Origin of the sequence: Simplicispira suum (genome assembly GCF_003008595.1) — a bacterium.
Classification (GTDB): Bacteria; Pseudomonadota; Gammaproteobacteria; order Burkholderiales; family Burkholderiaceae_C; genus Simplicispira; species Simplicispira suum.
Genome location: NZ_CP027669.1, coordinates 2,036,225 through 2,062,080, shown reverse-complemented (window position 1 = coordinate 2,062,080; position 25,856 = coordinate 2,036,225). Strand labels below are relative to the sequence as shown.

The 25,856-nt window shown below is 65.3% G+C and carries 20 protein-coding genes; 11 read left to right on the top strand and 9 right to left on the bottom strand.

Going from position 1 to position 25,856, the window contains the following annotated elements; genetic code table 11:
* Positions 1 to 50: 50 nt before the first annotated feature.
* Positions 51 to 1,454, bottom strand: coding sequence for an ATP-dependent RNA helicase DbpA (gene dbpA, locus C6571_RS09540; RefSeq protein ID WP_106446478.1), 1,404 nt, complete (start codon positions 1,452 to 1,454; stop codon positions 51 to 53).
* A 161-nt stretch (positions 1,455 to 1,615) separates the two neighbouring features.
* Here dbpA and C6571_RS09535 point away from each other — a divergent pair, with 161 nt between their 5' ends.
* The 4 genes from C6571_RS09535 (at position 1,616) to C6571_RS09520 (ending at position 7,247) form a co-directional block, all read left to right on the top strand.
* The gene (locus C6571_RS09535) at positions 1,616 to 3,697 is read left to right on the top strand and encodes a putative bifunctional diguanylate cyclase/phosphodiesterase (RefSeq protein WP_106446477.1); all 2,082 of its coding nucleotides are present in this window, start codon (positions 1,616 to 1,618) and stop codon (positions 3,695 to 3,697) included.
* Between the two features lie 31 nt (positions 3,698 to 3,728).
* The gene (locus tag C6571_RS09530) at positions 3,729 to 5,210 is read left to right on the top strand and encodes an AMP nucleosidase (protein ID WP_106448149.1); all 1,482 of its coding nucleotides are present in this window, start codon (positions 3,729 to 3,731) and stop codon (positions 5,208 to 5,210) included.
* A gap of 250 nt (positions 5,211 to 5,460) precedes the next feature.
* Entirely contained in the window at positions 5,461 to 6,432 is a 972-nt protein-coding gene (locus C6571_RS09525) for an ATP-binding cassette domain-containing protein (protein ID WP_106448148.1), read from the top strand.
* On the top strand, positions 6,429 to 7,247 hold the full coding sequence (locus tag C6571_RS09520; protein WP_106446476.1) for an ABC transporter permease: 819 nt from the start codon (positions 6,429 to 6,431) through the stop codon (positions 7,245 to 7,247). The genes C6571_RS09525 and C6571_RS09520 overlap by 4 nt, the downstream gene beginning before the upstream one ends.
* A 591-nt stretch (positions 7,248 to 7,838) precedes the next feature.
* Here C6571_RS09520 and C6571_RS09510 read toward each other — a convergent pair.
* The gene (locus C6571_RS09510) at positions 7,839 to 9,428 is read right to left on the bottom strand and encodes a GMC family oxidoreductase (RefSeq protein ID WP_106446474.1); all 1,590 of its coding nucleotides are present in this window, start codon (positions 9,426 to 9,428) and stop codon (positions 7,839 to 7,841) included.
* Positions 9,429 to 9,550: 122 nt separating this feature from the next.
* On the opposite strand from C6571_RS09510, the gene C6571_RS09505 reads away from it, so the two are divergent.
* The 6 genes from C6571_RS09505 to C6571_RS09480 all read left to right on the top strand — a co-directional run bounded on the left by C6571_RS09505 (position 9,551) and on the right by C6571_RS09480 (position 15,193).
* Positions 9,551 to 10,399, top strand: a complete 849-nt coding sequence (locus C6571_RS09505) for a 3-hydroxybutyryl-CoA dehydrogenase (RefSeq protein ID WP_106446473.1) — start codon at positions 9,551 to 9,553, stop codon at positions 10,397 to 10,399.
* Between the two features lie 111 nt (positions 10,400 to 10,510).
* Positions 10,511 to 11,554, top strand: a complete 1,044-nt coding sequence (locus tag C6571_RS09500) for an IS110 family RNA-guided transposase (RefSeq protein WP_106446472.1) — start codon at positions 10,511 to 10,513, stop codon at positions 11,552 to 11,554.
* A 413-nt stretch (positions 11,555 to 11,967) separates the two neighbouring features.
* Positions 11,968 to 12,474, top strand: a complete 507-nt coding sequence (locus tag C6571_RS09495) for a MarR family winged helix-turn-helix transcriptional regulator (protein WP_106446471.1) — start codon at positions 11,968 to 11,970, stop codon at positions 12,472 to 12,474.
* Positions 12,475 to 12,485: 11 nt separating this feature from the next.
* Positions 12,486 to 12,902 carry an organic hydroperoxide resistance protein gene (locus tag C6571_RS09490; protein WP_106448147.1) on the top strand — a complete coding sequence of 139 codons (417 nt, stop codon included), beginning with the start codon at positions 12,486 to 12,488 and terminating at the stop codon, positions 12,900 to 12,902.
* A 102-nt stretch (positions 12,903 to 13,004) separates the two neighbouring features.
* Positions 13,005 to 14,123, top strand: coding sequence for a DUF2855 family protein (locus C6571_RS09485; RefSeq protein ID WP_106446470.1), 1,119 nt, complete (start codon positions 13,005 to 13,007; stop codon positions 14,121 to 14,123).
* Positions 14,120 to 15,193 carry a serine/threonine protein kinase gene (locus tag C6571_RS09480; protein WP_106446469.1) on the top strand — a complete coding sequence of 358 codons (1,074 nt, stop codon included), beginning with the start codon at positions 14,120 to 14,122 and terminating at the stop codon, positions 15,191 to 15,193. Before C6571_RS09485 ends, C6571_RS09480 begins: the two co-directional genes overlap by 4 nt.
* 9 nt (positions 15,194 to 15,202) lie before the next feature.
* Here the strand turns inward: C6571_RS09480 and C6571_RS09475 are convergent, their stop codons facing one another.
* Positions 15,203 to 16,480 carry an HD-GYP domain-containing protein gene (locus C6571_RS09475; RefSeq protein WP_106446468.1) on the bottom strand — a complete coding sequence of 426 codons (1,278 nt, stop codon included), beginning with the start codon at positions 16,478 to 16,480 and terminating at the stop codon, positions 15,203 to 15,205.
* A 266-nt stretch (positions 16,481 to 16,746) separates the two neighbouring features.
* On the opposite strand from C6571_RS09475, the gene C6571_RS09470 reads away from it, so the two are divergent.
* Complete coding sequence (locus tag C6571_RS09470; RefSeq protein WP_106446467.1) at positions 16,747 to 17,055, top strand: hypothetical protein; 309 nt, start codon at positions 16,747 to 16,749, stop codon at positions 17,053 to 17,055.
* A gap of 94 nt (positions 17,056 to 17,149) precedes the next feature.
* Here C6571_RS09470 and htpG read toward each other — a convergent pair whose 3' ends face one another.
* The 6 genes from htpG to C6571_RS09440 form a co-directional block, all read right to left on the bottom strand.
* Complete coding sequence (htpG, locus tag C6571_RS09465) at positions 17,150 to 19,135, bottom strand: molecular chaperone HtpG (RefSeq protein WP_106446466.1); 1,986 nt, start codon at positions 19,133 to 19,135, stop codon at positions 17,150 to 17,152.
* Between the two features lie 291 nt (positions 19,136 to 19,426).
* Positions 19,427 to 20,362, bottom strand: a complete 936-nt coding sequence (locus C6571_RS09460; protein ID WP_106446465.1) for an exopolyphosphatase — start codon at positions 20,360 to 20,362, stop codon at positions 19,427 to 19,429.
* A gap of 42 nt (positions 20,363 to 20,404) precedes the next feature.
* Positions 20,405 to 21,682 (bottom strand): lipase family alpha/beta hydrolase, encoded by a 1,278-nt coding sequence (locus C6571_RS09455; protein WP_146139322.1) that lies wholly within the window; start codon positions 21,680 to 21,682, stop codon positions 20,405 to 20,407.
* A gap of 39 nt (positions 21,683 to 21,721) precedes the next feature.
* A complete protein-coding gene (locus tag C6571_RS09450) occupies positions 21,722 to 22,771 on the bottom strand; it encodes a pseudouridine synthase (protein ID WP_245901241.1) in 1,050 nt (349 codons plus the stop codon).
* A gap of 78 nt (positions 22,772 to 22,849) precedes the next feature.
* Positions 22,850 to 25,207 carry a putative bifunctional diguanylate cyclase/phosphodiesterase gene (locus C6571_RS09445; RefSeq protein ID WP_106446464.1) on the bottom strand — a complete coding sequence of 786 codons (2,358 nt, stop codon included), beginning with the start codon at positions 25,205 to 25,207 and terminating at the stop codon, positions 22,850 to 22,852.
* Positions 25,204 to 25,845, bottom strand: a complete 642-nt coding sequence (locus C6571_RS09440; protein WP_106446463.1) for a methylamine utilization protein — start codon at positions 25,843 to 25,845, stop codon at positions 25,204 to 25,206. Before C6571_RS09440 ends, C6571_RS09445 begins: the two co-directional genes overlap by 4 nt.
* Between the last annotated feature and the right edge of the window lie 11 nt (positions 25,846 to 25,856).

Below are 25,856 nucleotides of genomic sequence, written 5' to 3'. Positions count from 1 at the left end.
TCAGCGCTTACCTAATAAGCGCTAGAGACCATTTTCACCTAATTCTTTACTCAATCCGTCACCAGCCGCGCTTTCACGCTCTTGCCTTTGACGCGCCCGGCGTTGAGGCGCGAGACCACCTGCGCGGCGATGCCACGCTGGACCGCCACGTAGGTCGAGAACTCGTTGACGTTGATCTTGCCCACCTGCTCGCGGGAAAAGCCCATGTCGCCGGTGAGCGCGCCCAGCACGTCGCCGGCGCGGATCTTTTCCTTGCGCCCGCCAATGATCTGAATGGTGGCCATGGGCGGCACCAAGGGACCGCTGCCTGTGGGGGTGAGATCGCTCAAAGGGCTCCACTGCGAGGCGCGGCCTTGCAGCACTTCGATTTTTCCGACACTGCCCATCTCGTCCATGCTGACGAGATTGAGTGCCAGGCCCTCCGCGTCGCCCCGGCCAGTGCGGCCAATGCGGTGGATGTGCACTTCAGAGTCGGGCGTCACGTCCACATTGATGACGGCAGCCAAGTCGGCAATGTCCAGGCCGCGCGCCGCCACGTCGGTGGCCACCAGCACCGAGCAACTGCGGTTGGCAAACTGCACCAGCACCTGGTCGCGTTCGCGCTGCTCCAGCTCGCCATACAGCGCCAGCGCGCTAAAGCCCTGCGCCTGCAGCACGGCGACGAGGTCGCGGCACTGCTGCTTGGTATTGCAAAAGGCAATCGACGATTCGGGCCTGAAGTGCGCCAGCAGCAGGGACACGGCATGCAAGCGCTCGCTGCTTTTCACCTCATACCAGCGCTGCTCGATCTTGCCGGCGCTGTGCTGCGCCTGCACGGTGATGCGCTGCGGCTCTTTCATGAACTGCTGGCTGAGCTTGGCAATGCCTTCCGGGTAGGTGGCCGAGAACAGAAGGGTCTGGCGGTTTTTCGGGCATTGGCGCGCCACGGTGGCAATGTCGTCAAAGAAGCCCATGTCGAGCATGCGGTCGGCCTCGTCGAGCACCAGGGTATTGAGCTGGTCCAGCGCCAGGTGCTTGCGCTCCAGGTGGTCCATCACGCGGCCGGGCGTGCCCACCACGATGTGTGCGCCGTGCGACAGGCTTTGCGCCTGGCCGCGCAGCGGCACGCCACCGCACAGCGTCACCACCTTGATGTTTTCCTCGGCGCGCGCCAGGCGGCGGATTTCGGCACTCACCTGGTCGGCCAGTTCGCGCGTGGGACACAGCACCAGGGCCTGCACGCCAAAGCAGCGCGGATTCAGGCGCGCGAGCAGCGCCAGGCCAAAAGCGGCCGTCTTGCCGCTGCCGGTGCTGGCCTGGGCGATGAGATCGTGCCCGAGCAAGGCCGGCGGCAGGGCGGCGGCCTGAATAGGCGTCATTTGCAGGTAGCCCAGCTGCTGCAGATTGGCGAGGGTGGTGGGGTTGAGCGCAAGCGAGGCGAAGCCGGGCGCCTGGTGCGGGGGGGATGAAGTCATACGGGGATTATCCGGCTCGACCGAAAACGTCCCAAACTTGGCTAACTGCCGAAAACTTGGCTTGGCACAAACCCGTAGACCCACCAGACGGCCGCCATGTAAGCTATTGTTGCGTTTCCAGGCCTGCTGCACTCAGGCCCAACACCCGCCAACTGGATTCGATGACCGAAACCACGCCAGCCGATACACCTCGGACCGCCGCAGACCCCGGCGCTGCTGAGCTGCTGCACGCCCTTGCAGAATCGCTGGGCGGGCAGGTGGCGTATTACGCACTGCCCAGCAGGCTGTGCCGCTTTGCCAATGTGGTGTACGCAAAAATCAATGGCTTCACCGTTGCGTCGATTGTCGGGAAGACGCCTGAGGAAGTTTTCGGCGCCGACCAATGGGCCAAGGTTGCCCTCCATGCCGAACGCTGCGCAAGCGGCGCGCGCGTCAAATACCTGCACGAACGGCGCGCGGACGACGGCAGCGCGCGCATGTTCAGTGTCACCCTCACCCCGCATTTCAGTGCAGACGGCGTGCCAGACGGCGTACTCTCGGTCACCCACGAGTGCACCGCGAGCTGGGCCGCAGAGCGGGCCGTGCGCGAGAGCGAAGAGCGCACGCGCAAGTTTGCCGAGGCCACGGAAGAAGCCATCATGTTCCACAGCGACGGCGTGGTGCTCGATTGCAACGACGCCATGGCACGGCTCACGGGTTTTCCCCTGGACGAGGTGGTGGGGCGCAATATGTTCGACTTCATCGCCCCCGCCTGGCGCCCCATCGCACAGGACTACACCAGCCACGGCAGCGAATACCTCTACGAGGTGCACATCCTCCACCGCGATGGGCACGAAATCCCGGTAGAAGTCATCGGCAAGACCATGCCACAAACGGGCGCCGACTACCGCGTGGTGGTGGTGCGCGACATCAGCGCGCGCAAGCACATGCAGGCGCGCGAAGCGTTTCTTGCCCTGCACGACGCACTGACCGAGCTGCTCAACCGCAGCGCGCTGCTCGACCAGCTGGCGCTCGCACTGGCCCAGGCGCGCACAGCGCAAACGCCGCGCCAGCGCCAGGTCGCGCTGCTGTATCTCAATCTCGATCATTTCAAAACCATCAACGACTCACTGGGCCATGGCGCGGGCGACCAGATTCTCTGCACCGTCGCCCAGCGCCTGCGCCATTGCGTAGCCGAGCGGGGTTTCATTGCCCGGCCCGGCGCCGACGAGTTCGTGGTGGTGCTTCCAAGCGCCGACCGCACGGCTGCGGCAAGCTTGGCCGACGCGCTGTTTCGCTGCCTGGCCGAACCGATCGAGGTGGCTGGCACCAGCGTCGTGCAGTCCGTCTCGATTGGCATCAGCCTGTTCCCGGACGACGAGCACACCGCACCCGGCCTGCTGCGCCAGGCCGAAGCGGCGCTGCGCCAGGCCAAAGACAGCGGCCGCGGCCACCACCAGTTCAGTACCCCAGGCGTGGCCGACGATGCGATGGCCTCGCTGCAACTGCAACGCGAGCTGCACACGGCCATTGCAGAAAACCAGTTTGTACTGCACTACCAGCCCGTCGTACACGTGGCAGATGGCGCGCTGGCCGGGTTCGAGGCGCTGGTGCGTTGGCAGCATCCCACGCGCGGGCTGCTGGCGCCAAGCGAATTCATCGCCTTTGCCGAGACGCACGGCTTCATCTCGCACGTTGGTCGCTGGGTCATGCGCGAGGCGTGTCGCCAGCTCAAGGCCTGGCACGACGCAGGCCTGCCGCGCGTGCCGGTGGCCGTGAATCTCTCGGCCTTCGAATTCCGCCAGCGCGACGTGGCCAGCGAAATCGCCGCAGTGCTGGCTGAAACCGGCCTGCCGCCGCAGCTTCTCGAAGTCGAACTCACCGAAACCGTGTTGATGCAGCAAAGCGAGCAGGTGCTGCAAACGCTGCAGTCGATCAAGGCGCTGGGCGTGGGCATCGCCATCGACGACTTCGGCACCGGCTATTCCTCGCTCTCTTACCTCAAGCGCTACCCGCTCGACAAGCTCAAGATAGACCGCTCTTTCGTCATGGACACGCCCGGCGACAGCGACGACGTCGCCATCGTCACCGCCATCGTCGAGCTGGGCCGCAGCCTCAAACTGCGCACTGTGGCCGAGGGCGTTGAGCAGCCGCAACAGTTGGCGCTGCTCGGGCAATTGCGCTGCGACCTGGCCCAGGGCTACGGCATTGCGCGGCCCATGGATGCGGCGCAGACCCAGGCCTGGCTGGAGCAGCAGCGCTGAAAGTGTCACGGGCGGCGTGGACAATACGCGCATGCCGATTACCACCGACCCTGTTCCCGCCACCCATTTTTCGGACCCGGACGCGGCCGTGGCCTGCGTTCAGCAGCTCTACCAGCAGCAAATCGAGCACCTGCGCGGCGCCATGCAGCGCTTTGTGGCCGGCGAGGACGTGCCCGAACGCGTGCGCGCCTTCTACCCCTACGTGCGCCTGCACACCACCACCGTGGCGCGCGCCGACACGCGGCTGGCCTATGGCTTTGTCGAAGGGCCGGGCACTTTTGAAACCACGTTGACCCGGCCCGACCTCTTCGGCCACTACTACACCGAACAGTTCCGCCTGCTGCGCAAGAGCCACGGCGTAGAGCTGGAGGTGGGACTGAGCACGCACCCCATCCCCATCCACTTCTCGTTTGCCGAGCACGACTACGTCGAAGGCACGCTCACCCCCGAGCGGCGCATGCTGATGCGCGACCGCTTCGACTTGCCCGACCTGGCTGCCATGGACGACGGCATCGCCAACGGCACCTGGACGCGCCGCCCAGGCGAGCCCCAGCCGCTCTCCTTGTTCACCGCGCCGCGCGTGGACTATTCGCTGCACCGCCTGCGCCACTACACCGGCACGGCGCCCGAGTGGTTCCAGAACTTCGTGCTGTTCACCAACTACCAGTTCTACATCGACGAGTTCATGCGCCTGGGCCACGCCGAGATGGCCAATCCCGACAGCGAGTACATCGCCTTTGTCGAACCCGGCAACGTGGTCACGCGCCGCACCGGCTTGCCGGTGCAGGACATTGACGAACTGGGCGCGCCGCCACCGCGCCTGCCGCAAATGCCCGGCTACCACCTGGTGCGGCGCGACCGCAGCGGCATCACCATGGTCAACATCGGTGTCGGCCCGGCCAACGCCAAGACGATTACCGACCACATTGCCGTGCTGCGCCCGCACGCCTGGATGATGCTGGGCCACTGCGCCGGCCTGCGCAACACCCAGCAGCTGGGCGACTACGTGCTGGCGCATGCCTACGTGCGCGAAGACCATGTACTGGACGAAGAACTGCCGCTGTGGGTGCCCATCCCGGCGCTGGCCGAAATCCAGGTCGCGCTCGAACAAGCGGTGGCCGACGTCACGCAAATGGAGCGCAGCGCGCTCAAACGCATCATGCGCACCGGCACCGTCGCCAGCACCGACAACCGCAACTGGGAGCTGCTGCCCGACAACACCCCCCAGCGGCGCTTCAGCCAGAGCCGCGCGGTGGCGCTCGACATGGAAAGCGCGACCATTGCCGCCAACGGCTTTCGCTTTCGCGTGCCCTACGGCACCTTGCTGTGTGTCAGCGACAAACCGCTGCACGGCGAAATCAAGCTGCCCGGCATGGCCAACCATTTCTACCGCGAGCGCGTGGACCAGCACCTGCGCATTGGCATGCGCGCGGTGGACATCCTGCGCGCCGGCGGCATCCACCGTCTGCATAGCCGCAAGCTCCGCAGTTTTGCCGAAGTAGCGTTCCAATAAGAGCGACGAAGAAAACTCCCCTGGCGTCATTGTTCCGTCTTGTCGTACTGCCCTACTGCCTGCGACGGAACGCCTAGCCAGGGCCGCTTCGCTGAGTTTTGTGAGCCGCTCTACGCACTCGGCCACCCGGCCCGCGCTTTGTTTTTGATAGCTGGTAGCGCATACCCAATAAGCGCTGGAGGCATGTTTTGCCTGTATTTTCAGCAGCCGCACTGGCAGGCGCCGGGGTGCGGGAGAATCCACGGCCATGATGCCTTCCCTCGCCGCGCCGCCGACCGCGCCCACGCCCTTGCTCGACGTCTCCGGCCTGTGCAAATCCTACGGCAGCGCCCTGGTGGTGGACGGCGTGTCGTTTGCCATCGCGCCCGGTGAATGCCTGGGCGTGATCGGGCCCAACGGCGCCGGCAAAACCACCACCATCCGCATGTGCCTGGGGCTCACCGTGCCGGACGCAGGCAGCATCCACTACCGCCCGCCAGATGGGGCGGCGCCGCTCGCGATGCCGCGCGACGCGCTCGCCATCAAGCAGCACCTGGGCGTGGTGACGCAGTTCGACACGCTGGACCCAGACTTTGACTGCCTGGAGAACCTGCGCGTCTATGGCCGCTACTTCGGCTTGAAGCGCGCCGTGCTGGACGAGCGCATTCCGCAGCTCCTGGAATTTGCCGCGCTGAGCCACAAGGCCGGCGCCAGACCGGCCGAGCTTTCCGGCGGCATGAAGCGGCGCCTCTCGCTCGCCCGTGCCCTGGTCAACGCCCCGCGCCTGCTGCTGCTCGACGAACCCACCACGGGTCTCGACCCGCAGGCGCGCCACCTGATGTGGGAGCGGCTGCAGCGCCTGGTGCAGAGCGGCACCTCCATCCTGCTGACCACGCACTTCATGGACGAGGCCGAGCGCCTGTGTTCGCGCCTGATCGTGCTCGACCACGGCAGAAAGATTGCCGAAGGCGCGCCCCGCGCCCTGATTGCCGAGCACCTGGAACGCGAGGTGGTCGAGGTCTATGGCGCCGGAGCGCTGGCCTTGCAACACGACGCCCAGCTGGCGCCGCTGGCCGAGCGCATCGAGGTGAGCGGCGAGACGGTGTTCTTCTACACCCAGAACGCGCATCCGCTGCTCGATGTGCTGCTCGAACACCCGCAACTGCGCACCTTGCACCGGCCGGCGAATCTGGAGGATTTGTTTTTGAAGCTGACAGGACGTCAGATTCGGGAGGACGCATGAAAACAGGTGAACGCGCCCAGACGCCCAGCCTCTGGCGCGCCCCGGACCTGTCATTCAACTGGTGGCCGGTGTTCCTGCGCAACCTGCTGGTCTGGCGCAAGCTGGCCATCCCCAGCCTGGTGGGCAACATTGCCGAGCCACTGATGTGGCTGGTGGCCTTTGGTTATGGCATGGGGGCGCTGGTGGGCCAACTGACGGTGAATGGTGAGCCGGTGCCCTACATCCTGTTCCTGGCCAGCGGCTCGATTTGCATGAGCGCGATGAACGCGGCCAGTTTCGAGGCGCTGTACTCGGCCTTCTCGCGCATGCACGTGCAAAAGACCTGGGAGGGCATCATGAACACGCCCGTCAGCCTCGACAGCGTGCTGCTGGCCGAGCTGCTGTGGGCGGCGTTCAAGGCGCTGTTCACGGTGACGGCGATTTTGCTGGTGATGCTGGCGCTCTCCATCAGCCACAGCCCCAAGCTGTTGGTCGCCTGGCCAGTGCTGCTGTGTGTGGGTGTGATGTTCTCGGCCATCGCACTCATCTTCAACGCGCTGGCCAAGGGCTACGACTTTTTTACCTACTACTTCACGCTGGTGCTGACGCCGCAGATGTTCCTCTCGGGCGTGTTCTTCCCGCGCGAGCAGTTGCCGCCGCTGGTGCGCGCAATTTCGGACTGGCTGCCGCTGACGAATGCGGTGGAGCTGGTGCGCCCGCTGTTCATGGACGAATGGCCGCAGCAGGCGCTGCGCCATGGGGGGACGCTGCTTGCGACCACGGTGCTGGCGTTCTGGGTGGCGCTGGCCCTGACGCGGCGGCGGTTCAGAGCGTGAAGCGTATGCTCTATAAAAGATAGCTACTGGCGCTTATGGGAAAAGCGCTGGAGGCCGATTTGATATAAATTTTTCTGCCCATCAGCAGTTCTTTGGTCGCCAGCCCGCACCCAGGCACATTCCACGCCAACGCCGCTCTCCATGGTCCGGGATTGGGGTCGGAGCACGAGTTTCGCTGCGCGAAATCGTTGTCCGACCCCAATGCCTGCGCCGCGCTTGTGCCAACTTCCTGGGCCGAGTGCAGCGATGGCCCGAAGAGATGCTGGGCCCCAGTTCCCCTCTGTCCGTGCCGAGGAGCACAGCTTCAGGCGGATCAGGGCCGCGCGCTGTTTGAGCGAAGCGAGTTTGCGCGGACCCCGCCTGAAGCGAGCACCGCAGGTTGCCCCGAAGGGGACACGGACAGCGGGGTCGCCCTTTCTTTGGTGACTTTCTTTCGGCGACGCGAAAGAAAGTTACTGCGCCGCCGGGCGCATACCCGGCTCCCACCGTCGGCAAAAGCACGCGGATAAGAAGTCAGTCCGCTGATCCCTTCAGACGTCTGAGGCAAGTTGCAACTCAGAGCAATTGACAGGCAATCAAAGCTGCCACACCTCACCCAGCCGCCCGCAGCAAATCCACCGCCTTCTCCGCAATCATGATGGTCGGCGCATTGGTGTTGCCGCTGACCACGCGCGGCATGATGGACGCGTCGACCACGCGCAGGCCCGCGAGGCCATGCACGCGCAGCTCGGCATCCACCACGTCGAGCGGCCCCGGCCCCATGCGGCAACTGCCCACCGGGTGGTAAATGGTGTCCGCGTGGTTGCGGATGAACTGCGCTATCTCGGCGTCGCTCGTGGCGCTGGCGGAGGCCTTGGATTCACGCGCGCCAAACTTTGCCAGTGCGGGTTGGTTCAGGATCTCGCGCATGCGCTTCATGCCGCGCACCAGGCGGTCGATGTCGTCCTGCTCGCCCAGGAAGTTCGGGTCCACCAGTGGCAGGGCGTTCGGGTCCTTGCTGGCGAGCTGCACGCTGCCCCGGCTCTTGGGTTGCAGCAGGCAGACATGGCACGAGTAGCCGTGGCCCAGCACCGTCTTGCGGCCGTGGTCCACCAGCTTGCCGATGACGAAGTGCAGCTGCAAATCTGGCGCGGCCTCCTCGGGACGGCTCTTGATGAAACCGCCGGATTCGGCGAAGTTGGTGGTCAGCATGCCGCTGCGGGCGCGGCGCCACTCGCCAATGCCGCGCAGGATGCGCATGGCGCCCGTAGGTGAGATGCCAAACAGGTCGTAGAGGCCCGGCGCGTCCATGACCTGCACCACATCGACGTGGTCGTGCAGATGCTGTCCAACACCAGGCAAATCGTGCAGCACCGGGATGCCCAGTGCCTGCAACTGCGCACCCTGGCCGATGCCCGAGAGCATCAGGAGCTGGGGCGAGAGCAGCGCACCGGCCGAGAGCAACACCTCGCGCGAGCAGCGCAAGGTCTGGCGCACGCCGCCCTGTTCGTATTCGACGCCCACCGCACGCTTGCCCTCAAAGACGATGCGCGTGGCGCGCGCGCCGGTGATGACGCGCAGGTTGGGCCGCGCCAGATGTGGTGTCAGGTAGGCCTTGGCGGCGCTGAAGCGCTCGCCATTTTTGTGCGTGACCTGGTACATGCCCACGCCTTCCTGCGCCGGGCCATTGAAGTCTGCGTTGCGCACCTCACCGGCCTGCACACCGGCTTCCACAAAATGCTGGGCAAACGGGTTGGGCGAGCGCAGGTCCATCACGTTGAGCGGCCCACCGCTGCCGTGCAGGGCGTCCGCGCCGCGCTCGTTGTGTTCGGAGCGTTTGAAGTAAGGCAGCACGTCGCTCCAACCCCAGCCGGGGTTGCCCTCTTCCGCCCAGTGGTCGTAGTCGGCGTGCTGGCCGCGGGCGTAAATCATGGCGTTGATGGAGCTGGACCCGCCCAGCACCTTGCCGCGCGGCTGGTAACCCCGGCGGCCGTTCAGGCCCGGTTGCGGCGTGGTGTTCTGGCCCCAGCCATTGAGTTCGTACTTGGCCATCACGGCCAGCCCCGCAGGGCAGTGAATCAGCACGCTGTTGTCGGGCTTGCCCGCTTCGAGCAGGCAGACGCGCACTGCCGGGTCTTCGCTCAGCCTGCCGGCGAGCACGCAGCCGGCCGAGCCGCCGCCAATCACGATGTAGTCGAACATGGGTCTCCTTATTGGTGTTGCCTGCGTCTTCGCGCGAAGGCTTTGGCGCACCTTAACCGGAAGCGCACGAGAATCTCGCTACCATCATGAAGGTCTGTTTCACTTTGAAGAGAGCTCTCTATATGGAAATCACAAAGGTTGGCATCATCGGCGCGGGCACCATGGGCAACGGCATTGCGCAGGCCTGCGCGGTGGCGGGCGTGGGCGTGGTGATGGTGGATATCTCGGACGCGGCCGTCCTCAAAGGCGTTGCCACGGTGGCCAGCAGCCTGGACCGCTTGATCAAGAAAGAAAAGATGACCGGCGTCGACAAGGATGCGGCGTTGGCCCGCATCCAGACCTCGACGGACTATGCAGCCCTCCAGGGCGCGCAGCTCATCATCGAAGCGGCGACGGAAAACTACGAGCTCAAGCTCAAGATTTTGAAGCAGGTGGACGCCATTGCCGGGCCCGAGGTGCTGATTGCCTCGAACACCTCGTCCATCTCGATCACCAAGCTGGCGGCGGCCACCTCGCGGCCAGGGCACTTCATTGGCATGCATTTCTTCAACCCGGTGCCGATGATGGCGCTGGTCGAGCTGATTCGGGGCGTGCAGACCAACGATGCCACGCACGACGCCGTGAGGGCCCTGGCGCTGCGCCTGGGCAAATCGCCCATCACGGTGAAGAACGCGCCGGGCTTTGTGGTGAATCGCATTCTGGTGCCCATGATCAACGAGGCCTTCTTCGTGCTGGCCGAAGGCCTGGCCACGCCTGAGGACATCGACGCCGGCATGAAGCTCGGCTGCAACCAGCCCATTGGTCCGCTCGCTCTCGCCGACCTGGTGGGCCTGGACGTGTGTCTGGCGGTGATGGAGGTGTACCTGCAGGAATTCGGCGACAGCAAGTACCGCCCGTGCCCGCTGCTCAAGGAGCTGGTGGCGGCGGGGCACCTGGGGCGTAAAACGGGGCGTGGGGTGTACACGTACTGACGTTCACTTGCGGGAATTCATTAATGGAATGGACGCCCCCACCTGATCGGCCTTGAAGTGCCAAAGTGGAGGCTCGATCAACCACTTGTTCAACAGACAGGAGCGTCCACCATGCAAGTTACCACCGTTGGCATCGATCTGGCCAAGAACATCTTTCACGTGCACGGTGTCGATCACACCGGTCGGATCGTCTTCAGCAAGCCCCTGCGCCGCGCGCAGATGGCCGAGTTTTTTGTCGGTTTGCCGCGGTGCCTGATTGGCATGGAGGCCTGCTCAGGCGCGCATTTCTGGGCGCGCAAGCTGCAAAGCCAGGGGCACGATGTGCGCCTGATGTCACCGCAGTTCGTCAAGCCCTACGTCAAATCCAACAAGAACGACCGCGCAGACGCGCAAGCCATCTGCGAAGCTGTCAGCCGCCCCAGCATGCGCTTTGTGGCTGTCAAGAGCTGCGAACAGCAAGCGGTGCTGGCCGTGCACCGCGCACGCCAGGGCTTTGTGAAGATGCGCACGGCGCTGGCCAACCAGATTCGCGGCTTGCTCAGTGAGTTCGGCATCGTGATGGCCCAGGGCCTGCGCGTGGTGCTCGTCCAAGCTGGCGCCGTTGCCGCTGATGAGCGCATGGCGCTGCCTTCGCCCATGCGCACCCTGATCGGACATCTGCACCAGCAGCTCAAGCAGCTCGATGCGCAGGTCGCTCAACTGGAGCAGCTCATCGCCTCATCGGTGCAGGCAGACAGCGCCGAGCGACGGCTGCAGCAAGTGCCGGGCATCGGCCCCATCACCAGCAGCGCCATCGTGGCCACCGTGGGCGATGCCACGCTGTTTGCCAATGGCAAGCAACTGGCCGCCTGGCTGGGGTTGGTGCCGCGCCAGCACTCCAGTGGGGGCAAGGACAAACTGCTGGGCATCAGCAAACGCGGCGATGGTTATGTGCGCACCTTGCTCATCCATGGAGCGCGCTCGCTGATTCAGGCCAATGAGCGGCGGCGCGCCGCAGGCAAAAGCACCGATGCGTGGCTCGATCGGCTGCTGAGCCGGCGCAACGCCAATGTGGCTGCAGTTGCACTGGCCAATCGCAATGCACGCATCCTTTGGGCCATGCTGGTCAAAGCCAGCGAATACCGGCCCGAGGCCAGAATGTTGGCCGCAGTATGAAAGCGAACGAGGACAAACACGATTGAAACGGGCAGCGCACCCATTGATTGCACAGGCAACGCTCAAGGCGAGATGATGGCAAGCACAGGTTGGACCGGCATCAGCAAAACCCGATGACCCCGACGTGCCGGCAACGAGCACGCGAAATTGATAGGGAGCTGGTGAGCGAATTCCATCAGGGACAGGGTTGAAAGTGACCCAACAAAGTCCGGATGTATGGCAGCAGTCCTGATACCTTTGAAAACAACATCATGCTCAGGCGCGGCTTGGCAAACCGGGGGCGTCCATGTATGGGGTCAGGCTCCAATAATCCAATGAATTCCCCCGACTTCACGTGTTCTACCAAGGCTTAAGTTGCTTGCTTTTCTGACAATTAAGTTGCGCACAATTTAATTGCCAGCTACAATTCAACGATGCCAGCGTGCCCCTCACCTTCCAGCCCGCCCGAACTGCTGCTCGATCACCAGCTTTGCTTCGCGCTGTATTCCGCGTCGCTGGCCATGACCAAGGTCTACAAGCCGCTGCTGGAGGCGCTGGGCCTGACCTACCCCCAATACCTGGTGCTCCTGGTGCTGTGGGAGCAGGACGATCTGCCCGTCTCGCACATCGGCGAGCGTCTTTTTCTCGATTCCGGCACGCTCACGCCACTGCTCAAGCGCCTGGAAAGCGCGGGCTGGCTGCAGCGCACCCGGGACAGCGCGGACGAGCGCCGCGTGCGTATCACCCTCACCCCAGCGGGCCGTGCGCTGCAGCAGCAGGCGCGCAGCGTACCGGCCTGTGTGCGCACGCACAGCCAGCTCGAATGGCCGCAAATCCGGGCGCTCACGCAGCAATTGCAGGCGCTGCGGGGCACCCTCGCCGCTGGCCGCACGGCCGCCGATCCCGTTTCTCCCCCGCCTGCACCGCAGGTACAACCTTGAAGGAAACCACCATGACCACACTCGAAAAAGTTCTCTACACCGCCAAAGCCCACACCACCGGGGGCCGCGAAGGGGCCTCCCGCAGCGACGACGGTCGCCTGGACGTGAAGCTCTCTTCGCCCGGCACGCCTGGCACCGGCACCAACCCCGAGCAGATGTTTGCCGCTGGCTACTCGGCCTGCTTCATCGGTGCCATGAAGGCCGTGGCTGGCAAGACGCAGCTGACGCTGCCGCAAGACCTGGCCGTGGACGCCGAGGTGGACCTGGGCCCCATCCCGAACGCCTACGGCATTGCGGTGCGCATGAAAGTGTCGCTGCCAGGAATGGACAAGGACGCTGCGCAAAAGTTGATCGACGCAGCCCACCAGGTGTGCCCCTATTCGAACGCGACGCGCGGCAATATTGACGTGAACATCACGCTGGCCTGAGCCGGCCCATCCATGGCAGGGCTGGACGCCGTCCGGCGCCTGCTGTCGCCCAGGTGCCGCCCGCGTGTTGAGTGGGGCGGCACTTTCGTTTAGCGTGGATTGATGAGCACCACCACTCTCCTCGTCCGCCAGGATCAGCTGGCCACCACCCGCCTTGTGTCGGCCCCCGACGCGCCCCTCGCCGATGGCCAGGTGCGCGTGCGCGTCGATGCGTTTGCGCTCACCGCCAACAACATCACTTACGCCGCCCTCGGCGACATGCTGAACTACTGGAAGTTCTTTCCCAGCGGCGAAGCGGGCTGGGGCGTCGTGCCGGTGTGGGGCTTTGGCACGGTGGTGGAATCCACGCATCCCGACGTCGCCATGGGCGAGCGCCTGTACGGCTATTGGCCCATGGCGAGCAGCGCCGTGCTTGCGCCCCAACGCGCCAACGCTGCAGGCTTCAGCGATGGCGCAGCGCACCGCGCGGGATTGCACGCGGTCTACAACCACTATGTGCGCGCAAGCGCCGACCCGTTCTACCGGGACGACAAAGAAGACCTGCAGGCGCTCTTGCGCCCGCTGTTCATCACGTCGTGGCTGATCGACGACTTCCTTGCCGACCAGCAGTTCTTTGGCGCGCGGCGCATGCTGCTCTCCAGCGCATCGAGCAAGACCGCCTGGGGCACGGCGTTTCAACTGGCGCAGCGCGGCGGCCTGGAAGTGGTGGGCCTCACCTCGCCCGGCAACCTGGCGTTCTGCGAGAGCCTGGGCTGCTACGACCGCGTGCTGGCCTACGACGCCATCGAGCAACTCGACGGCGCCGCGCCCTGCATCTACATCGATTTCGCCGGCAGCGTGGCCTTGCGACAGCGCGTCCACACGCACTTCACAGGGCTGGCCTACAGCTGCTCCGTCGGCGCCAGCCACGTCCAGGACCTGGGTGGCGCCGGGCAGTTGCCGGGGCCGCGCCCGGTGATGTTCTTCGCCCCCGCACAAGCCAAGAAACGCCACGCCGAATGGGACGCACAGGGCTTGAACGATCGCTTGGTGGGCGCCTGGAACCAATTGCGCACGGCAGTGCAATCACCGACCACGCCCTGGCTGGTGGTGCAGCGGCATCTCGGTCCCGAAGCCACGCAGGCCTTGTTCCAGGACTTGCTCGCCGGCCAGGGCGATCCGCGCAGCGGCCACATCGCCAGTCTGCAGCCAACGCGTGCGGAGGGCGACAATGGGGCATGAGTCCACCCGATGCCGCTGAACAACCGCCCTTCAAAAACCAGGCCGCCAGCACCGACCCGCACCCCTACGCGCTCCTGAGCCCCGACCAGGTGCTGGACGCGCTAGCCAGCGTGGGCCTGTATGGCGACGGGCGGCTGATGGCGCTGTCGTCGTACGAAAACCGGGTCTACCAGGCCACGCTGGAAGATGGCGAGCGCGTCGTCGCCAAGTTTTACCGGCCGCAGCGCTGGAGCCGGGCGCAAATCCTGGAAGAGCACGCCTTTGCCGCCGAGTTGGTGGAGGCCGAGGTGCCGGCTGTGGCGCCGCTGCTGCTGGGCGGCCAGACGGTGCACCAGCATGGCGACTTCCTCTTTTCGGTGAGCCCCTGGCGCGGCGGCCGCACGCCCGAGCTGGACGACTGGGAAGTGCTGGAATGGATAGGCCGCTTTCTCGCGCGCCTGCATACCGTGGGCGCGGCCAAGCCTTTTGCCGAGCGCCCGGCGCTCGACGTGCAGAGCTTTGGCGAAGAACCCCGCGACTGGCTGATGGCGCATGCCGCCGTGCCGCTGGACATGCAATCGCGCTGGCTGAACGGGTGCCAGCGCGCTCTTGAAATAATAGCTGCTAGCGCATACCCATCAAGCGCTGGAGGCCAATTTGGCATAAACAATGCAAAGCAGATCCGCCTGCACGGCGACTGCCACCCCGGCAACATCCTCTGGACCCCGCTGGACGAATGGGGGCGCGGCGGCCCGCACTTTGTCGATCTGGACGACGCGCGCAGTGGGCCTGCGGTGCAGGATTTGTGGATGCTGCTCTCGGGCGACCGGCGCCAGCGCACCGGGCAACTGAGCGCGCTGCTCGACGGCTACGAGCAGTTTCGCAGCTTCGACCGGCGCGAACTGGCGCTGATCGAGCCGCTGCGCACGCTGCGACTCATCCACTACAGCGCCTGGCTGGCACGGCGCTGGGAAGACCCGATTTTTCCGGTCAATTTCCCCTGGTTTGGCTCCAGCGACTACTGGAGCGGGCAGGTGGATATGCTGGAAGAGCAGATCGAGGCGATGCAGGAGGCACCGCTTTCGGTGTAAACCCCCTCATCAAACTTCGTCCACCTGCAACTCCCGCCACAGCGGCGCAAGCAACCCGCGCTCCTTGAGCGGCAGGCGCATCGCCAGCAGCAGGCATTCGCGCTGGAGTTCGCGCAGGCGCTGGTTCAGTTCGCGATCCGCCATGTCCAGCTCGAAGTGCACTTCCCCGGACAGGTCGGAGGCGCTGGCTCCCCAGGAACCCAGCGAGTTCCATGCCGTCTTCAGCCGGTCGAGCCGGGCAGTCGCCACCTCAACAATCGCCATGCTGGGCGCGGCGCTCTTCTGGCGCAGCAGCTCGCTGCGCAGCGCGGCCACATCGTCCATCCGCTCCTTGATGCGCTCCATGGGGTGAAGAATGCTGACGGTGCGCGGCAGGCCGTCAGGCTTTGGCAGCTCCTCTTGGGCCGCCTGGGCCATGTTGCAAACAAAGCTCGCGTAGCGCAGGTCGAACTCGCCAGGAATCAGGCGCAGCGCGAAACTGGTTCGCTTCATCGGCGCCGACCGGGCGCGCGAGATGCCCAGAGTGACCTCAACCACCGACAGCATCTTGCCCAGCTCCGACATCTGCTTGCCCAGCAGGCGCGCCGGGTAGCCCGATCCGTCGAGCCGTTCGTGGTGCTCGCCGACGGCTCGGCACAGCGCTGGGCTGTAATCGGTCGTCGATGCAAGCAGCATTTGCGCCATGCGCGGATGGACGGCCAGGTGCTTGTAGCCCAAAAGATCCAGCGGATCCGACGAATCCAGATACTCGGGCTGGATGTAGACCTCGCCAATGTCGTGCAGCAGGCCGGCGAGCATTGCGGTACGGACATCAGCTGCAGGCCATTTCTTTGACAAGGCCATGGCCCCCATCAAGGCCGCTGCGGCCACGGCATGGGCGATGTAACTGGTGCGCGTGGCCATTGCCGTGGTGCACAGCAACTGCACCACGGAATGCCAGGCAAGTCCCTGCATATGCTCTTGCACCGGCCCCGCCCAGGGCGCAAGGCCCTGTGCCAGCGCCGTTGGGCTGGAAAAAAAGCTGGCCATGCTTTCTTGAACAAAGGGCAGAGTGGCGCCGTCCTGCGCGCTCAGGCAGGCTTCCAGGGGCCGCTCGAGCCTTCGCTCCAGCAACTTCTGTTGCAGACTGGCCGAAACCGGTTGCCCTTTGGCCCACAGCTTGAAGCCACGCGCGTCGACGATGTCCTCGGAGGCCACAATCACGTGCTTTTCGGACGCACGCATGATGGCGTTCAACGCGACGGGGCTGGCTTCGATTCCGCTCGGCTCCACTTCCGTGGCCTGCATGCGTTTCCTTTGCAACGATGTCAGCGCCGGGCGGCGCGCTCACCCAAGAACCCTGGCCGTCGCTCCATCGACGGACAGCGACAGCATAAGGGCAGTTCGAAGCAGAAAAAATTTCCCCAGACGGCGCGGGGACATCGCGCTGGCAGGTGCGCTGCGCACAACCGGGCAACACCGCAAGCGATACCAGCGAACGCGCAACGCAGGCCCTGCAGCGCGCCGCGCACTCTTGTATGCTGCACGCTCTCCCGTAGAGGAACCGGACCCCCATGAAAGACAAGCTGCGTACGCTCTTTTCCATCCGCACCAAGCGCCAAACGCCGCCCGTGGGACCTTTGCCGCCGGTCGGGGCGTCCATCATGTGCGGCAATCTGAAAATGCAGATCACCCAACCGATGCCACGCGAACTGTGGGACTGGATGGTGCTGTCCGGTTGGCGCAACGTCCCTGTCGCCAAAGACCGGCGCCAGAGCGTGGAGCTGCCCGAGCGCACCCTCAAAGATCTGATCGATGCGGCGCCCACCGAACGCGACGCGCTGCACGCCCGGATTCTGCGCTCGGCAAAACGGGCTAGCTGAGACGCTTCACGTGCACGGTGCGCCCAGATTACTTCAATTTCAATAGCTGCCAACGCTTACCAGATAAGCGCTAGCAGCCATTTTTACCTAAATTTCAAACCAGCAGCGCGTTCACGCGGCGCACATATGCCGCCGGATCGTCCGGCAGGCCGCCTTCGGCCAGCAGGGCCTGGTCGAACAGGATGTTGGCCAGGTCGTTGAAGTGCACGCTGCCGTCCAACTTCTTCACCAGCGGGTGCTCGGGGTTCACTTCCAGCACCGGTTTGGATTCGGGCGCCTGCTGGCCGGCCTGCTTGAGCATGCGGGCCAGCTGGGTGCTCATGCCGTCGTCCTGCACCACCAGGCAAGCAGGTGAGTCCACCAGGCGCGAGGTGACGCGCACGTCTTCGGCCTTGTCCTTGAGGGCATCTTTCAGCTTGGCGAGCAGCGGCTTGAAGGCTTCGGCGGCTTCCTCCGCCGCCTTCTTCTCGGCCTCGTCCTGGAGCTTGCCCAGGTCGACCGCGCCCTTGGCGACCGATTGCAGCGGCGTGCCGTCGAAGTCGTGCAGGTAGTTCAGCGCCCACTCGTCCACGCGGTCGGTCATCAAGAGCACTTCGATGCCCTTCTTCTTGAAGACTTCGAGCTGCGGGCTGTTCTTGGCGGCGGCCAGGGTGTCGGCGGTGATGTAATAAATCGCCTCCTGGCCTTCCTTCATGCGCGCCTTGTAGTCTGCGAAGGACACGGTTGCCGTGTCGCTTGAGGTGCTGGCAAAGCGCAGCAGCTTGGCCAGGCGCTCGCGGTTGCCGAAGTCCTCGCCCAGGCCTTCCTTGAGCACGGCACCGAACTCGGCGTAGAACTGGCTGTACTTGCCTTCCTTGGCCTTGTCGTCGGCATCGACGACGTCTGTGACGGCTTCGGCGCCATCGGCCGCTGCGGCGGGTACGTCATGCTTGTCGTGCTTGGCCAAGTCTTCGAGCATGGACAGAACCCGCTTGGTGCTGCCTTCGCGGATGGCGCGCACGTCGCGGCTCTCTTGCAGCAGCTCGCGGCTGACGTTGAGCGGCAGGTCGCTGGAATCGATCACACCCTTGACGAACCGCAGGTAGCTGGGCATCAGCGCCTCGGCGTCGTCCATGATGAAGACGCGCTTGACGTACAGCTTGATGCCGGCCTTCTTGTCGCGGTTCCACAGGTCGAACGGCGCCTTGGCCGGGATGTAGAGCAGCTGCGTGTATTCGGTGTTGCCTTCGACGCGGTTGTGCGCCCAGGTCAGCGGGTTCTCGTGGTCGTGGCTGATGGCCTTGTAGAAATCCTGGTATTGCTCGGTGGTGATGTCTTTCTTGGGCCGGGTCCAGAGGGCGCTCGCCTTGTTGACCGCTTCCCACTCGCCGGTTTTGACCATGGCGCCGGGTTGGCGGCCGCCGGCTTCGTCGCCGGGGGTGATGAGCTCGCCGTCTTTCCACTCTTCCTTTTCCATCAGGATGGGCAGGCTGATGTGGTCGGAGTATTTGGCGATGACGCTCTTGAGCTTCCAGGCGTTGAGGTACTCCTCGGCGTCGTCCTTGAGGTGCAGGATGACGCTGGTGCCGCGCTGCGCGCGCTCGATCTGCTCGACCTGGAAGTCGCCCGTGCCGGTGCTGACCCAGCGCACGCCCTCACTCGCCGGCAGGCCGGCGCGGCGCGACTCGACGGTGATCTTGTCGGCGACGATGAAGCCCGAGTAAAAGCCGACGCCGAACTGGCCGATGAGCTGTGCGTCCTGCTTTTGGTCGCCGGTAAGCCTGCCCATGAAGTCCTTGGTGCCGCTCTTGGCGATCGTGCCCAGGTGCTCGATGGCTTCCTGCTCGCTCATGCCGATGCCGTTGTCGGCAATGGTGAGCGTCTTGGCGTCTTTGTCGAACGACACGCGCACTTCCAGGTTCGGCGCGTCCTCGTACAGCGCGGGCTTGTCCAGCGCTTCAAAACGCAGCTTGTCGCAGGCGTCCGAGGCGTTGGAAATCAGTTCGCGCACGAAGATATCCGGGTTCGAGTACAGCGAATGCGTGACCAGGTGCAGCAGTTGGGCGACTTCGGCCTGGAAAGACAAGGTTTGTTTGCTCATAGGGTTGTATGGACGAAAAGGCAGTGAAGAAAAAAAGGAAAGCACCCCCCGCAGCGGGAGCGGCACTTGCAAGCCCCATCTAGGGGCGACCCGCGCGGGTTTCAAGCAGCGGCCCGCCACGGCGCTCGCATGCGAGAAAAATCAAATTTGATAGCTGGAAGCGCTTTCCTGATAAGCGCTCGAGCCCGATTTGGCCTGAAATTTCGCGGGATTGAAGCGTGGCCCGGCTGCACCCAAACGCGTAGGGTTGGGGGCCAAGCCCGACCGCGTCCGGAATACCCGCGTTGCGCTTCAGCCGTCCGCGTTGATCCGCTTCACCAGCGCCTGCAATACCTGATCGGCCTTGTCGTTGGCCACCTGGCAGGTGCCTGCGGCCGCATGGCCGCCGCCGCCGTATTCGAGCATCAGGTTGCCGACATGCGTCTTGCTGCTGCGGTCCAAAATGGACTTGCCTGTGGCCAGCACGGTGTTCTGTTTTTGCAGGCCCCACATCACGTGGATGGAGATGTTGGCCGTGGGGAACAGCGCATAAATCATGAAGCGGTTGGTGGCCCAGATGGTTTCCTCGGGCCGCAGGTCCAGCACCACCAGGTTGCCGATCTGCGTCGCGCACTGAAGGATTTGCTCTTTGGCCTTGGCGGCATGCTCGTGGTACAGCGCCACGCGCTCCTGCACGTCGGGCAACTGCAGGATTTGCTCGATGGTGTGGTCGCGGCAGTACTTGATGAGGTCCATCATCAGCGCGTAGTTGCTGATGCGAAACTCCCGGAAGCGCCCCAGGCCGGTGCGGGAATCCATCAGGTAGTTCAGCAGCACCCAGCCCTGCGGGTCGAGGATGTCGTCGCGCGAATACTGGGCCGAGTCGGCCTGGTCGACGGCCGCCATCATCTCTTCGGTGATGCGCGGGAAAGCCGCCTTGCCGCCGTAATGGTTGTAGACCACGCGCGCGGCCGACGGCGCATGCGCTTCAATGATGTGGTTGACGTCACGCCGGCCGGCGTTGCGCACGGTCTCGGACTCGTGGTGATCGAACACCAGGTAGGCGCCCGGCACATAGGGCAGGTTGGTGGTGATGTCGCGCCCGGTGATGGCGATCTTGCCGTCCTGCATGTCCTTGGGGTGCACGAAGGTGATCTCGTCGATCAGGTCCAGTTCGTTGAGCAGTACGGCGCAGACGAGGCCGTCAAAGTCGCTGCGCGTCACCAAACGGTATTTTTTGTTTTCCACGTTGTCTCCTTGAGAATGCGATGGGTGCGCCGGGCTAGCGGGTCAATTGGCCAGCCACTGCACCAGTTGCTGCGCTACGCGCGGGCTGTCGAGCAATTGCATGTGGCCTACGCCGTACACCACCCATTGCCGATCCTTGTCAAAAATCAGCGAATGCTCGGCCCGAGCGTGCTGGCCCAGCGCGCTGGCCAGCGGCACCAGGCCATCGCCCAGCAGGCGCTCGGCCACGGGGCTGCGCTGGCGTGCCAGAGTCGCCGCCACGGCGTAGCAGGCGACGCCGGCCGGCAGGGGCAGCGGCTGGCGCGTGTCGGGGCTTCTGCGGAAGCGGTCATGCCCCTGCCAGTCAGCGTCCTGCACATGGCCGTAGCGCAGATCGGTGATGCCGGCGCTGCGCAGCTGCCCCAAGCGGGCAAAGGGCCGGCTCCAGGGCGTGCTGCCGAGGATCACGTCGACCCAGTTGCCGGCGCGCTCCAGTGGCGCGCCATGGTGCGGCGTGCCCAGAAAAACCAGTTTGTCCAAGCGCCCAAGCCATTGCTGGCCGGCATCTGCCGCATGCTGGCAGGCGCTGCGCATCACCAGGCCGCCCATGCTGTGCACCAGCACCGTGAATTCCTGAACCGGCACCGGCCAATCGGCCAGCAGGGCTTCGATGTGGCCGGCCAGCTCACGTCCGTTGGTGGACGCATGCAGTCCGGTGTTGTAACGCACATAGACCGGCGTATAGCCCAGCGCCTGCGCCAGATGCGCGCCATGGTCGTGGCCTGCGCGCTGCCACTGCAGGTCGTTCATGCACAGGCCATGCACCAGCAGCAACAGCTTGCCGGTGGCCTGACCCGAGGCGCCCAGCGCCGCAAGGTCGATGCGGCGGCCTTGCTGGCGCAGCTCCATGGGCAGCGCCAGCGGGTTGCCGTCTGCGGCGAGGCGGTCTCCCATCACGCCATTGAGCGCCGCCAGCACGGCTTCGCGCTCAGGCGGTGGCGTCGCCGTATCGGCTTCGCTGCCGCGGCCCAGAAAAGGCTCAAGCCGCAGCAGTGCGGCTTGCAGGCCCGCATCCACCAACCGCGTGGCAGCGCGTATGGCCTGGTACACGAGGCCGGTGAGTCCGCGCGTGCGGCCCGCTGCCTTGCCTCCGGGCAATCCCATGCTGCCGAGCACCGAGCGGTGCACGCCCTCGGTGATGTCGGTCACGCCGGCAGTGGCGAGTGTCGCCAGGCGGGCCACGCCGCGCGCATCGGTGGCGCGCAGTTGCCGCACAGCGGCGGCGGCGGCCGAGGCCGCACGCGCTGCCTTGCCTTTGGGAGTTGCGGAAGGCGCGGTCATGGGGACTCCAGAAGGACGGGGGCGGACGCACAGCCCCGCTCAAAAATGCTCGTGCGGCGCCAGAAAGCGCCACTGCCCCACCGGCAGTGCGCCCAGCGTGATGCGGCCGATGCGAATGCGCTTCAAACCCACCACCTTGAGGCCCACCTGCTCGCACATGCGGCGAATCTGGCGTTTCTTGCCCTCGACGAGCACGAAGCGCAATTGCTCTGGGTTCTGCCAGTCCACCTTGGCGGGCTTGAGCGGCTGACCATCGAGACTGAGGCCGTGGCGCAGGCGCTCCAGCAGTTCCTGGGGAAACACCGACTGCACGTTGGTGTGCACCGGATCGCGCTCATCGATTTCCTGCAGGGGCTGCGCGCGCTCGCCCGAGCGCCGGGCGCCTGCTCCCTCATAGACCACTCGCACCAGGTATTCCTTGTCGACGGTGGAATCCTCACCAACGAGCTGGCGCGCCACGCGACCGTCCTGCGTCAGCACCAGCAGCCCCACCGAGTCGATGTCGAGCCGCCCAGCGGGCGCCAGGCCGCGCAGCTGCGGCGGCGAAAAACGCAGGCCGCTTGGGTCTTCGCGCCATTGGCTGCGCGGGTTGATGAGTGCCGCCGCCGGCTCGTGGCCGTCTTCGGCCTGCCCGGACACATAGCCCATGGGCTTGTGCAGCAGGATGGTGACCTGCTTGTCCTGCTGGCGCTGCGCTGCGCGCTCCACCGTGATCTTGTCCTGCGGGGTGACGCGCATGCCCATCTCGGCCGCAGCGCCGTTGACGTAGACCCAACCGTGTGCAATCCAGTCGTCGGCCTCGCGGCGCGAGCACACGCCCAGCTCGGCCAGGCGCTTGTTGAGCCGCGTGCCTTCTCGCGGCGCGCAAGCGGCGGCCGCAACTGGGGGCGGCTTGGCGGGCACACGATCGGAGCGCTCTGCGGGCGGCGGGCGAACCGCAGGAGGTGGGCGGACCGCTGGGCGAGCGGCAGGGCGCCGCGCAGCCAGCACCGGGCGGCGCAGGAGCGGGCGTGGCGCAGTGGCAGGCGCTTGCGCCGCAGCCGGTTCAGGCAGCGGGGAGGAGGAGCGGGGAGGACGGGGTTCGGCCATAGGTGCAGACAACAGGAACGAGCGCAACTAACAACAAAAGCGCCACGGGCGGTGGGAGCCGGCGAACGGTGGCCTGCCTCAGGGCGCTGCCACAAACGCCGCTCCGGGGCCGGCGTGCCAGCCAAAAAACTGATCCGCTGGCATCGGGCGGCTGATGTGGTAGCCCTGCGCTTCGTCGCAGGCCATGGCGCGCAGGCGCTCCATGAGCGCCGCGTCTTCCACACCTTCGGCCACCACCGTCAAACCCAGATTGTGCGCGAGGTCGATGGTGGAGCGAACAATCTGCGCGTCGCCGCCCCCGCTTTGCATGCCGAGCACGAAGGACTTGTCGATCTTGAGCTCGTTCACCGGCAGGCGCTTGAGGTAGGCGAGCGACGAGTAACCGGTGCCGAAGTCGTCGATGGAAAGCTTGAACCCCTGCTGTGCCAGGCGGTTGAGCATGGCCTCGGCGCGCTGCGGATCGTCCATGATGGCGCTCTCGGTGATTTCCAGGCAAAAACTCCCGGCATCCACTGCGTAGCGCGCAAGAATGGCGCCGAGCCGCAGGCTCAGGTCCGGGTCGAGCAGATCGCGCGTGGACAGGTTCACCGAAACGCGCAGCACCATCTCGCGCGCGCCGCTTTGGCCCAGCAACGCCGCCACCTGCTCGAACACCCAGAGGGTGAGGTGGCGCACAAAACCTGTCTGCTCGGCAAAGGGAATGAATTCCATGGGCGGCACCAGACCGCGCTGCGGGTGCTGCCAGCGCAGCAGGGCCTCGGCCGCCACGCCATCGCCTGCTTGTAGGGCCACCTTGGGTTGCAGGTACAGGCGCAGTTCCCCATGCTCCAGGGCGCGGCGCAAATCACCCAGAAGCGAAAGCGTCTGCGCGCTGGACGAATCGAGCGCCGGGTCGTACAGCAAAACCACGCTAAGCCGCTTCTTGGCGCCATACATGGCGATCTCTGCGCGATTGAGCAGCATGTCGGCGTCCTGCGCATGCTCCGGCCACAGGGCAATGCCCATGCTGGCGCTCAGATCCACGGTCTGGTCGTCGAACTGGATGGGGGTCTCGAATGCGCCGGCAATGCGCTCGGCCACGCGCAGTGCGGCCTGCGCGTCCGTCACATGCAGCAGCAGGGCAAATTCGTTGCCCCCGTGCCGCGCGACCATATCGCCCGATGTCCCGGCCATGGGCTGCAGCCGGCTGGCCACGGCCTGGAGCAGGCGGTCGCCAAAGGCGTAGCCCAGCACGTCGTTGACATGCTTGAAGCGGTCCAGATCGAGCATCAGTACCGCCAGGCAGTGGCCGGGCAGCGCGTCGGCGCGCAGGGCATCGAGTACGGCGCCACGAAAGCGCTCGCGGTTGGGCAGGCCGGTCAGCCGGTCGCGGTAAGCCAGGTCGCGGATCTCGGCCTGCTGGTGGCTGATATCGATGCGCATGTGGTCAAACGAACGCGCCAGATCGCCCACTTCGTCGCTGCGCGCGGTGTGTTCCATGGGCACGCTGTAGTCACCGCGCGAGAGCCGGCGTGTGGCGCCCAGCAGCGAGCGCAGCGGCGTGGTCACGCGCCGCGCCATGGCGCTGCTTCCCAGGGCAAAGAGCAGCACGCCTGCGGCGGTAATGACCGCCAGCAGCCACTGTAGTTGGCGGTAGGGGGCAAGTACGGCGTCCACCGAACGCAGGAGCAGCGCCTCAGACGGAACCCCGACCTGCGAGAGCGGGCTGGCGCGCACCAGCAGAGTGTCGCCCCCTTCCAGCTCCAGTTCGTTCACTGCCGCGGCGCTGGAACGCAACTGCGCCAGCGCCTGAGGCCCGAGCGTACTGACGGGCACAGAAAACCCGCCGCGACCGTCACCCACTCGCAACGCAACGTCGGCGGAGAGCAACTGGCGCATTTCATCGGCCAGCGGTTGGCCCACCGGAAAACCCATCAACACCCAGCCGATGACCAGCGGCGCACGCAGCGGCACCATGACAAACTGGTGCGGCAGGCCGTCGATGACCGTGATCTGGCTGCCCGCAGGCTCTGCGGCCAGGGCCGGAACCACTTGCGCGAGCGCTGCAGGCAGCTGCCCCATACCAGCCTGGCTACTCACAACGCGCAGGGCCAACTGGGTATCGAGCAGCGCGGTCACGGCAGCGCCAATGCGTGCGCCGTGGTTGGCCAAGGCCGACTCGATGGTCGCCACATCGTCCGAACTGACGGCCGAGCGAAAGCCGTAGTCGGCCGCCAGAAGCGCCGAACCCTGGCGCAAGCGCTCGGCTTTTTGCTCCAGCAGGCGGCGCCAGACGCGTTCGTCGGTGTCGAGTTCGCGCGTGATCTGCACGCGTGCGTTGCGCTCGATGCTGGCACGCACCACAGCAAAGCCCGCCAGTTGCACGGCGAGCAAGAGCAAAAGGGAAATACCAATCAGCCGGGCAACCAGGCTGTGGCGCAAGTTGCGCAGCTTCAAGGCGTGAGCCCGGTCAACCGCACCGAAGCGCGTACTTCGCCGGCACCTGCATCCACGATCAACGGCTGCGTGAGCGGCGGTGCACCGACCGCCAGGCCCGGGTGCCAGGTGCGAAGTTGGTAGCTGCCCGCCGGAATCTGCACCAGTGCAGCACGGCCTGGCTGCTGCCCCCCTGCACTGCTGGAGGCAAAGTAAGGGGTATCGAGCACCAGAATCCAGCCCACCATCTGGTCGTGGATATTGCAGCCCAGCAGCACGACACCGGGCTGATCAAAGAGTACCGGGTTCGACGGCGTGCCCTTGTAGAGCTTGATTTCGAATTTTTTGGCTGCCGAGAAAGAATAGACGTGGTGCCGCACCGCGTCGTGATTGGGAAAATGCACCTCGGTTCCGGTGGTGACTGCGAGCACTGCGGGAACGAACTGCTTTTTCTCCTGCGCCATTTCAACGCCCTGCAGCGGACGCACCACGCGCTGCGCCTGGGCCGATTCCAGAAAAACCACAGCCCCGGAAATCGGCTGCCCTGCACCGTCGCGCACATCCACCTGCACGGTGGCGCTCCAGGCGGCGAGACTGAGGGGAGCGACTGCCAAAACCCATACAGAGCGAAGCAGAGCAAGAGGCTTGGCCGTGGTCATAGCACGCTTTG

Coding starts and splice junctions, on each gene's coding strand:
- dbpA (WP_106446478.1), bottom strand. CDS start 1,454: ATGACTTCATCCCCCCCGCACCAGGCGCCCGGCTTCGCCTCGCTTGCG.
- C6571_RS09535 (WP_106446477.1), top strand. CDS start 1,616: ATGACCGAAACCACGCCAGCCGATACACCTCGGACCGCCGCAGACCCC.
- C6571_RS09530 (WP_106448149.1), top strand. CDS start 3,729: ATGCCGATTACCACCGACCCTGTTCCCGCCACCCATTTTTCGGACCCG.
- C6571_RS09525 (WP_106448148.1), top strand. CDS start 5,461: ATGCCTTCCCTCGCCGCGCCGCCGACCGCGCCCACGCCCTTGCTCGAC.
- C6571_RS09520 (WP_106446476.1), top strand. CDS start 6,429: ATGAAAACAGGTGAACGCGCCCAGACGCCCAGCCTCTGGCGCGCCCCG.
- C6571_RS09510 (WP_106446474.1), bottom strand. CDS start 9,428: ATGTTCGACTACATCGTGATTGGCGGCGGCTCGGCCGGCTGCGTGCTC.
- C6571_RS09505 (WP_106446473.1), top strand. CDS start 9,551: ATGGAAATCACAAAGGTTGGCATCATCGGCGCGGGCACCATGGGCAAC.
- C6571_RS09500 (WP_106446472.1), top strand. CDS start 10,511: ATGCAAGTTACCACCGTTGGCATCGATCTGGCCAAGAACATCTTTCAC.
- C6571_RS09495 (WP_106446471.1), top strand. CDS start 11,968: ATGCCAGCGTGCCCCTCACCTTCCAGCCCGCCCGAACTGCTGCTCGAT.
- C6571_RS09490 (WP_106448147.1), top strand. CDS start 12,486: ATGACCACACTCGAAAAAGTTCTCTACACCGCCAAAGCCCACACCACC.
- C6571_RS09485 (WP_106446470.1), top strand. CDS start 13,005: ATGAGCACCACCACTCTCCTCGTCCGCCAGGATCAGCTGGCCACCACC.
- C6571_RS09480 (WP_106446469.1), top strand. CDS start 14,120: ATGAGTCCACCCGATGCCGCTGAACAACCGCCCTTCAAAAACCAGGCC.
- C6571_RS09475 (WP_106446468.1), bottom strand. CDS start 16,480: ATGCAGGCCACGGAAGTGGAGCCGAGCGGAATCGAAGCCAGCCCCGTC.
- C6571_RS09470 (WP_106446467.1), top strand. CDS start 16,747: ATGAAAGACAAGCTGCGTACGCTCTTTTCCATCCGCACCAAGCGCCAA.
- htpG (WP_106446466.1), bottom strand. CDS start 19,135: ATGAGCAAACAAACCTTGTCTTTCCAGGCCGAAGTCGCCCAACTGCTG.
- C6571_RS09455 (WP_146139322.1), bottom strand. CDS start 21,682: ATGACCGCGCCTTCCGCAACTCCCAAAGGCAAGGCAGCGCGTGCGGCC.
- C6571_RS09450 (WP_245901241.1), bottom strand. CDS start 22,771: ATGGCCGAACCCCGTCCTCCCCGCTCCTCCTCCCCGCTGCCTGAACCG.
- C6571_RS09440 (WP_106446463.1), bottom strand. CDS start 25,845: ATGACCACGGCCAAGCCTCTTGCTCTGCTTCGCTCTGTATGGGTTTTG.